An 8146-nucleotide genomic window follows, 5' to 3' on the forward strand; every position below is an offset into this window, starting at 1 on the left:
CTAGAGGTTTCCGAGCTTGTCGCGGAGCTTGGCGAACATGCCGTTGCTGGCTGAGGCAAGCTTGCCTTCGACAAACTCTTCCTGGCGCAGTTGCGCGAATTGTTTGAGCAATTCCTCTTGTTCCGGGGTAACTTTGGTGGGGGTTTGGACATGGACGTCCACGACCAGATCGCCGCGAACCTGGGAGCGTAGCCTGGTGACACCGAGTCCGCGGAGCGTGAGCGTGCTACCGCTTTGGGTTCCGGGGGCAATGTCGACGTCTCGCTCGCCGTCTAGGGTCGGGATCTTGACGCTGGTGCCCAGGGTTGCCGCGGTCATCGGGACGTTCAAGGTGGCGTGCAGGTTGTCGCCGTCACGGGTGAATTGCGGATCCGGTTTGACCTTGATGTCCACGTAGAGGTCACCGTGGGGGCCGCCGGCAGGACCAACTTCGCCCTGTTCGCGTAACTGAATACGGGTACCGGTATCAACCCCGGCCGGAATCTTGAGGGTGATGTCGCGGCGTGCGCGAATCCGGCCTTCTCCGGAACATTCGTGGCACGGGTGCGGGATGGTGGTGCCGGTGCCCTCGCAGTTGGGGCACTGCGCGGTGGTCATCACCTGGCCCAGGATGGAGCGTACCGCCCGCTGAATGTTGCCCGAACCGTGGCAGACGGCGCACGTTTCCATGTGGGTGCCAGGTTCGGTGCATTCCCCGTTGCACACCGGGCAGGTGATCGCGGTATCGACTTCGATGCTCTTGTTGGTGCCGAAGACGGCGTCCTTGAGATCGATTTCGACCCGGATGAGTGCGTCCTGCCCTCGACGGGTGCGGCTTGCTCGCTGTTGTGTAGCACCCCCGCCGCCAAAGAAGGTGTCGAAAATGTCTTGGAAACCGAATCCTTCAGCGCCGCTGGATGGGAATCCGGAACCAAAGCCGCCGAATCCGCCCTTCTCGCTGCCGGTTGCATCATAGTTGCGGCGCTTTGCCGGGTCGGAGAGCACCTCGTAGGCGTGCGAGATCTGCTTGAATTTTTCGTCATCCTTGCCGCCGCCGCCATTGAGGTCCGGGTGGTGGTCGCGGGCCAGACGGCGGTACGCCTTCTTAATTTCCTCCGGCGTCGCGTCTCGGGCTACGCCGAGCACGTCATAGTGGTTAGTCACTGTGGTCTTCTTACTCTTTCCTCGGTCTCAAACACCTAATATCGCGGCGCCGATCAGTTATCGGCCAAGAACCGTGACACGTATCGGGCTACGGCACCCACGGCGGACATGCTTGACGCGTAGTCCATGCGGGTCGGTCCCAGAATTCCAATTTTCGATCCTGATGATGAATCATATTGTCCAGCTATGACACTGGCTTCGCTCAGCGGCTCGTAACTGGTTTCCGAGCCGATGCGGACGCTGACCTGGTCTTGATGCAACTCCATCGATGAGAGTAACTGCAAAATGACCACTTGTTCTTCCAACGCTTCGAGCACCGGGCCAATAGTCAGCGGGAAATCGGTGGTGGATTTGGCAAGATTCGCCGTTCCGGCCAGCACAATTTTGTCTTGCCGCTTTGCATGCGCGAACTGGCGCAGTTCGGCGAACACGGCGCTCTCCAATGTTTCGGAGTAATCCCCCTCGGCGGCCGTCGGTTTCCGCGACTCCGCGCGCAGGCGGTCCAAGATTGATCCCAAGTTGTCCACGGATTCGCCGGCAAGCTCTTCGAGAAGCAGAAGCTTGAGCGCTGAAAGTTCGCTCTCGCTGGTCGCGCCTTCTAGGGTGATAAGCCGCTGGTCGACCACCCCATTAGTAGAGATCAGCACCATGAGCACGCGTTCGGGGGAAACCAGAACAAACTCAATGTGTTTGAGCGCGAGTAGCGTGCGGTGCGGGTACTGAAATATCGCCACCTGATTAGTCAATTGTGCAAGCAACCGCACGGTGCGCGCCATGAGATCATCGACGTCATCGGAGCGCTCCAGAAAATGTTCGATCGCGCGGCGTTCAGGGGTCGACAACGGCTTAATGTGGGCAATTTGGTCGACAAACGCACGGTAACCCTTGACCGTCGGAATCCGCCCAGCAGAGGTGTGGGGGGCGGTCAGCAGACCCTCCTCCTCCAGCAGCGCCATGTCGTTGCGGATGGTCGCTGAGGAGACGCCGAGATCGTGACGTTCGGCGATGGCTTTCGAGCCGACCGGTTCGCGAGTGTGAACGTAATCTTCCACGATTGCCCGCAGGATTTCCATCCGGCGTGGTTCGGTCACGGTGCTCAGTCCTTCTTACATGTAGCCGATTCAGGCATTAGCACTCCCAACACCCGACTGCTAATTCTATCGCGTCTTTGCCGAGCTTTCACGTCACGTCGGTTTAGCATGGCATCCGTGAATTCAACGCCGTCCACCCCGTTCCGCTCAAGCATCGACCAGCCTTGGGGAGCGCAAAACGCCCTGAGCGCCAGACGAGAGCCCCGCCAGCTGAAGAAAGTGGAGGCCCACTCCGGCCTTGTCCTCGAAGTCATCGAGAGCGGCTGGGTGGGTGCGGTAGTGGGAGTGGAAAAGTCTGGCGGAATCCATGTTGTTCAACTCGAGGACGCCCGTGGCAGAGTGCGGGCCTTCCCGCTTGGTTTTGGTTTCCTTCTCGAGGGAGAGCCGGTTCAGGTGCTGGCGCCCGGGTCGTTGCGCGCCGAGGGTCCCACGTCCCCGGCGCGAACGGCTTCGGGGTCCGTGAAATCGAGCGGCGCGCGGGCCCGTGTCGCCAAGGCCAGCCGCATCTGGGTCGAGGGCAAGCATGACGCCCAACTCGTGGAAAAGGTCTGGGGCGATGATCTTCGCGAGGTCGGGATCGTGGTCGAGGAACTGAGCGGCATTGACGACCTCGAACATCGGATTGCCGACTTCGGGCCCGGTTCGGGCAGAAGACTTGGCGTTTTGGTCGATCACCTTGTGCCTGGGAGCAAAGAAACTCGCATCGCCGAGACGGCCATGAAAGTACCGGGAGCCCAAGGGAACGTCCTCATCTTGGGACACCCCTATGTCGATGTGTGGGAAACCATCAAGCCCGAAAGGGTCGGCATTAGTGCCTGGCCCACCGTTCCGCGCTCCATGGATTACAAGACCGGAATATTGCAGCACTTAGGTTGGCCACACCGCGATCACCGCGACATTGCCCAGGGCTGGGCTCGGCTGTTGGCTACCGTGAACTCCTATCTGGATCTCACCCCTGCGCTATTGGGGCGCGTTGAGGAACTGATCGATTTCCTCACCGAGGACGGCGTGCTCTAGATTCGGAAAAACTTTGACGCGGCTGCCGAGAATTGCCTGGCCTAGCGGATAGAATGGGTAGTTGAGGAAACACAAGCGCAATTGAGGTGTAGTCGTGTCAGATACGCGGGGGCAAGACGTCTCGGCTACGGGCCAGGCATCCAGTGCCGAATTTAAGGGCCAGCAAGAGCATCCTGCACCGTTGACCGCATCGGAAGATCGCCAGTGGGCGACCATGTCCCACTTCGGTGGCATTCTGGGATGCCTGCCTTCTGCCATCATCTACATGGTCTTTAAAGATCGTGGGCCGTTCACCGAGCAAGAGGCGAAGGAAGCGCTGAACTTCACCCTGATCCCCACCATCGTGGTGATTGCATTTACGCTCCTATCACTCGGGGTGCCGGCGTTGGCTGGTGTTTTGGCGGTCGTCAACGCGCTGATTTGGATTGCCATGGCCGTGATTTCTATTAAGGCCGGTTCCGTGGTGAACCGCGGTCGCCCATACCGCTACCGTTTGAATCCGCGTCTTATCCGCTAGTCCCCTCCCCTGTCCTTACCACGCGCTAGACGGCTTCGTGCCCGTGCGCTTGTTTAGTTCCACGCGCCATACAGCTCTCGCAATTTTGACCCCATATGCGCGGTTCAGTTCCGCACACTCGAAATCGACTGTGCAGATAATGCACGCTTTAACGGCGTGTCGCGTGCGTGTTCTGCACAGTCGATTTTAGGTGGGGAGGAGTTCGTGGACGACGGCATCGGCCAGCAAGCGGCCCTGCAACGTGAGTTCGATCGTCCCGGCCAGTGCGCGCTGGGGATCGATCAAACCGCGCGCGATCAGTCCGGCAATGACTCCAGGATCCACGGTGTCCCCAGACCCGGGCCGTGCCAACTTTGCGATCGGCAAGCCCTCTCGGATACGGCTCCTAAGCAACACCTGCTCCATATGCGCTTGATCGGGTGTGAGTTTTTCATATCCCGCACCCGGGGTGTCGCCGTTCTCCAGTTTCCCCGCGTAAGCCGTCGGGTGTTTCACATTCCACCAGCGCACTCCGTTGATATGCGAATGCGCCCCGGGGCCAAAGCCCCACCAGTTGTACCCGCGCCAATAGGCAAGATTGTGTTGCGACTCGTGCGCGGCCGAGCGCGCCCAGTTGGACACCTCGTACCAGGTGTATCCGGCCGCGCTCAGCAACTCGTCAGCCAGGACGTACTTGTCGGCGTGATCATCGTCATCGATGTCCGGCACCTCGCCGCGACGCACTTGCGCGGCAAGTTTGGTCCCCTCCTCGACAATGAGCGCGTACGCGGAGACGTGATCCGGCGCGAGCTCCAGGGCGTCCCCGAGAGAGCGGCGCCAGGAGTCGAGGCTCTCCCCCGGCGTCCCATAAATCAGATCCAGGCTCACATCGAGCCCGGCGTCGCGCGCCCAGCGCACCGCCTTACCCACGTTTTCCGGATTGTGTGTACGTTCAAGCGTCGCCAACACGGCGGGATCAGAGGACTGCATGCCAATCGAGACGCGCGTGAACCCGGCTGCCTTCAGCGTCTTAAAAGTCGCGGCGTCCACCGAGTCGGGGTTCGCCTCCGTCGTGACCTCGGCACCTGGGGCTAACTCCCATTCCTCGCGCAAGGCGGTGAGAATCGCCGCCAAGTCTCGGGCCGGGAGCAACGTTGGTGTGCCGCCCCCGAAGAAAACTGTACGTAGCGTGGGTAAGGAGGCATCGCCGTCGTGCATCATGCGCGCCGCCAAGGCGATCTCCCGGCGGAGTGTCTGCGCATAATTGCTCTGGTTCGCTCCCCCGCCCAACTCGGTCGCGGTGTAGGTGTTGAAGTCGCAGTACCCGCAGCGGACCCGGCAAAACGGGATGTGCACATAGGCGGAGAACGGCTCGGGCCCCAGCGGGCCGAAGGGCAGAACCCCGTCGGGCGGCATCGGCAGGCCGACGGGCAACGCCGAGGGAGCCACTACTTTTTCGCCTTGTCCTTCGACTCGTCCGAGGAGAGGGCGGCGATGAAGGCTTCCTGCGGAACCTCGACGCGGCCCACCATTTTCATGCGCTTTTTGCCCTCTTTTTGCTTCTCGAGGAGTTTGCGTTTGCGGCTGATGTCGCCGCCGTAGCACTTGGCGAGGACGTCCTTGCGGATGGCGCGGATGTTTTCGCGCGCGATGATGCGCGAGCCGATCGCGGCCTGAATCGGGACCTCGAATTGTTGGCGCGGGATGAGTTCGCGGAGTTTTCCGGTCATCATGGTGCCGTAGGAGTACGCCTTGTCGCGGTGGGTGATGGCGCTGAAAGCGTCGACGGTTTCGCCCTGGAGGAGGATATCCACCTTGACGAGGTCGGCGGTTTGTTCGCCGTCGGCCTTCCAGTCCAGCGAGGCGTAGCCGCGGGTCTTGGATTTGAGCTGGTCGAAGAAGTCGAAGACGATTTCGGCAAGCGGGATCCAGTAGCGCAATTCCACGCGATCCTCGGAGAGGTAGTCCATGCCGCGCATCTGTCCGCGGCGGCTTTGGCACAGTTCCATGATCGCGCCGACGAATTCGCTGGGCGCGAGGATCGTGGCCGAGACCATGGGCTCGCGCACTTCGAGGATTTTGCCGGCCGGGAATTCGCTCGGGTTGGTGACAATTGCCTCGCTTTTATCCTCCAGCGTGACGTTGTAGATCACGTTGGGGGCCGTGGAGATCAAGTCGAGGCCGAACTCGCGCTCGAGCCGTTCACGGACGATCTCCAAGTGGAGCAGCCCGAGGAAGCCGACGCGAAAGCCGAAGCCGAGCGCGGCCGAGGTCTCCGGTTCGTAGACGAGGGCGGCGTCGTTGAGTTTGAGCTTGTCCAGGGCGTCTCGGAGGTCCGGATAGTCGGAGCCATCCAGCGGGTACAGGCCGGAAAAGACCATGGGCTTGGGGTCTTTGTAGCCGCCGAGCGATTCCTGCGCCGGGTTTGCGGCGTTGGTGACGGTGTCGCCGACCTTGGACTGGCGGACATCCTTCACGCCGGTGATGAGGTAACCCACTTCTCCGACGCCAAGTCCCTTGGTGGGTTGCGGTTCGGGGGAACTGACCCCGATTTCCAGCAGTTCGTGGGTGGCTTTGGTCGACATCATTTGAATGCGCTCGCGTGGGCTGAGCTTGCCGTCCACGACGCGGACGTAGGTAACAACCCCGCGATAGGTGTCATAGACGGAGTCAAAAATCATGGCGCGGGCCGGGGCGTTGGCGTCGCCGACCGGTGCCGGGATCTCCTGGACGATGCGGTCTAGGAGCGCTTCGACGCCTTCGCCGGTCTTGCCGGAGACTTTGAGTACGTCGGCCGGGTCGCCGCCGATCAGGCCCGCGAGTTCTTCCGCGTACTTTTCCGGTTGCGCGGCCGGGAGGTCGATCTTGTTCAGCACCGGGATGATGGTGAGGTCATTTTCCAGCGCCAAGTAAAGGTTTGCGAGGGTCTGCGCCTCGATGCCCTGCGCGGCGTCCACTAGGAGGATCGCTCCTTCGCAGGCGGCCAGGGAGCGCGACACCTCATAGGTGAAGTCAACGTGGCCGGGCGTGTCAATCATGTTCAGCGCAAAGGACTGCCCATCGAGTTCCCACGGCATCCGCACCGCCTGAGACTTAATGGTGATCCCGCGTTCGCGTTCAATGTCCATCCGGTCCAGGTACTGGGCGCGCATTTCGCGCTGTTCCACCACGCCGGTGAGCTGCAGCATCCGGTCCGCGAGGGTGGATTTGCCGTGGTCGATGTGCGCGATGATGCAGAAGTTGCGGATTACTTCCGGCGCGGTTGCGGCGGGCACCTGAGCGGTGCGGGCCATTGGTGACACAGTCCATCCTTCACGGGGTTGCGGTGCTGACTCTTGCGCGCGCATCGCTCGCACTGCCTAAGCGTGCGGCGCGTGCGCGGCATCAAGACATACCATTCTTTCACGCCCCGGGCATTAGCTAAGAATCCTGGAAATCTGCTAGGATTGTGTGCTGTGTGTCCGCGCAGGTCTGCGGGCACCTCGGTCTATATCGTCAAGGCATCCCCACGCCACTCAGTCGTATATTGCACCGAACTGCCCTCACTGACCTATCCGCTCGACAAAAGAGAGTAATACCTCGTGGCAAACATTAAGTCTCAAAAGAAGCGCATTCTCACCAACGAGAAGGCGCGTCTGCGCAACAACGCCTACAAGTCTGAGATCAAGACCCTCATCCGCAAGGTAAATGAGGCCGTCGAGACCGCCGACAAGGAAAAGGCAGCCGACGCCCTGCGTATCGCCAGCCGCAAGCTGGACAAGGCTGTATCCAAGGGCGTTCTGCACAAGAACAACGCCGCAAACCGCAAGTCTGCGATTGCGAAGAAGGTCAACGCGCTCTAAGCGCGAGTGATCCTCCCCAAAATTTTGTGGGGACAAGGGCCGGAAGCCGAGTGCTTCCGGCCCTTTTTTGTCCCGCCGACTCGACTGTGTAGCAGTTAATGCCCATGTTTCGCCTGACATCGGCATTAACTGCTACACAGATGGGGTACGACGGCGATACTAGCCTTCGTACGCACCGCACCGGGCTTGTTAGTCATGAGGGCATTTCGCGACTTGCCACGTATGGCGGTTATTCCTCGGGTGGTTTCAAGGGGCTAGTGCAACACCTGAATTTTTTTGGAGTGTGTGTCGTGCCTGCTGTGATTCCGTGGTGGAAGGTTTCGTTGTGCCTTGATTTGCTTGCTCGGGGTGTTACCGCGGTGCGGGTGGCTGAGCGTGTCGGGGTGGCGCGCACGAGTGTGAACAGGTTTGCCAGACTGGCTGGTATGGAACTGGTGTATGGCTCCCGCGGGGGCATGACGGGTCCTCGTGTACCGGACACGGCGTTGATGGAGAGCGGCGGGGGCGTGAGGGCGCGGGGGAGGGCGTATTCGCGGTTGAGTTTTGAGCAGCGAGTC

Annotated in this window: 7 protein-coding genes; 3 read left to right on the forward strand and 4 right to left on the reverse strand. The window is 60.8% G+C overall.

The window, feature by feature from the left end; all coding sequences use genetic code 11:
• Together dnaJ and hrcA are read right to left on the reverse strand one after the other, a co-directional pair.
• On the reverse strand, positions 1-1143 hold the full coding sequence (dnaJ, locus tag O148_RS0109560; RefSeq protein ID WP_026530724.1) for a molecular chaperone DnaJ: 1143 nt from the start codon (positions 1141-1143) through the stop codon (positions 1-3).
• Between the two features lie 53 nt (positions 1144-1196).
• A complete protein-coding gene (hrcA, locus tag O148_RS0109565) occupies positions 1197-2234 on the reverse strand; it encodes a heat-inducible transcriptional repressor HrcA (protein WP_026530725.1) in 1038 nt (345 codons plus the stop codon).
• Positions 2235-2351: 117 nt separating this feature from the next.
• Here hrcA and O148_RS0109570 point away from each other — a divergent pair, with 117 nt between their 5' ends.
• Entirely contained in the window at positions 2352-3251 is a 900-nt protein-coding gene (locus tag O148_RS0109570) for a DUF3097 family protein (protein WP_420805780.1), read from the forward strand.
• A 94-nt stretch (positions 3252-3345) separates the two neighbouring features.
• Positions 3346-3768 carry a DUF4870 domain-containing protein gene (locus tag O148_RS0109575; RefSeq protein ID WP_026530727.1) on the forward strand — a complete coding sequence of 141 codons (423 nt, stop codon included), beginning with the start codon at positions 3346-3348 and terminating at the stop codon, positions 3766-3768.
• 186 nt (positions 3769-3954) lie between these two features.
• On the opposite strand, the gene hemW is transcribed toward O148_RS0109575, so the two are convergent.
• Both hemW and lepA read right to left on the reverse strand, forming a co-directional pair.
• On the reverse strand, positions 3955-5163 hold the full coding sequence (gene hemW / locus O148_RS0109580) for a radical SAM family heme chaperone HemW (protein ID WP_035745724.1): 1209 nt from the start codon (positions 5161-5163) through the stop codon (positions 3955-3957).
• 32 nt (positions 5164-5195) lie between these two features.
• Positions 5196-7049 (reverse strand): translation elongation factor 4, encoded by a 1854-nt coding sequence (gene lepA / locus O148_RS0109585; RefSeq protein ID WP_026530729.1) that lies wholly within the window; start codon positions 7047-7049, stop codon positions 5196-5198.
• Between the two features lie 279 nt (positions 7050-7328).
• On the opposite strand from lepA, the gene rpsT reads away from it, so the two are divergent.
• A complete protein-coding gene (gene rpsT, locus O148_RS0109590) occupies positions 7329-7589 on the forward strand; it encodes a 30S ribosomal protein S20 (protein WP_026530730.1) in 261 nt (86 codons plus the stop codon).
• Positions 7590-8146: the final 557 nt, after the last annotated feature.

The organism is Haematomicrobium sanguinis DSM 21259 (assembly GCF_000688395.1).
GTDB lineage: Bacteria > Actinomycetota > Actinomycetes > Actinomycetales > Micrococcaceae > Haematomicrobium > Haematomicrobium sanguinis.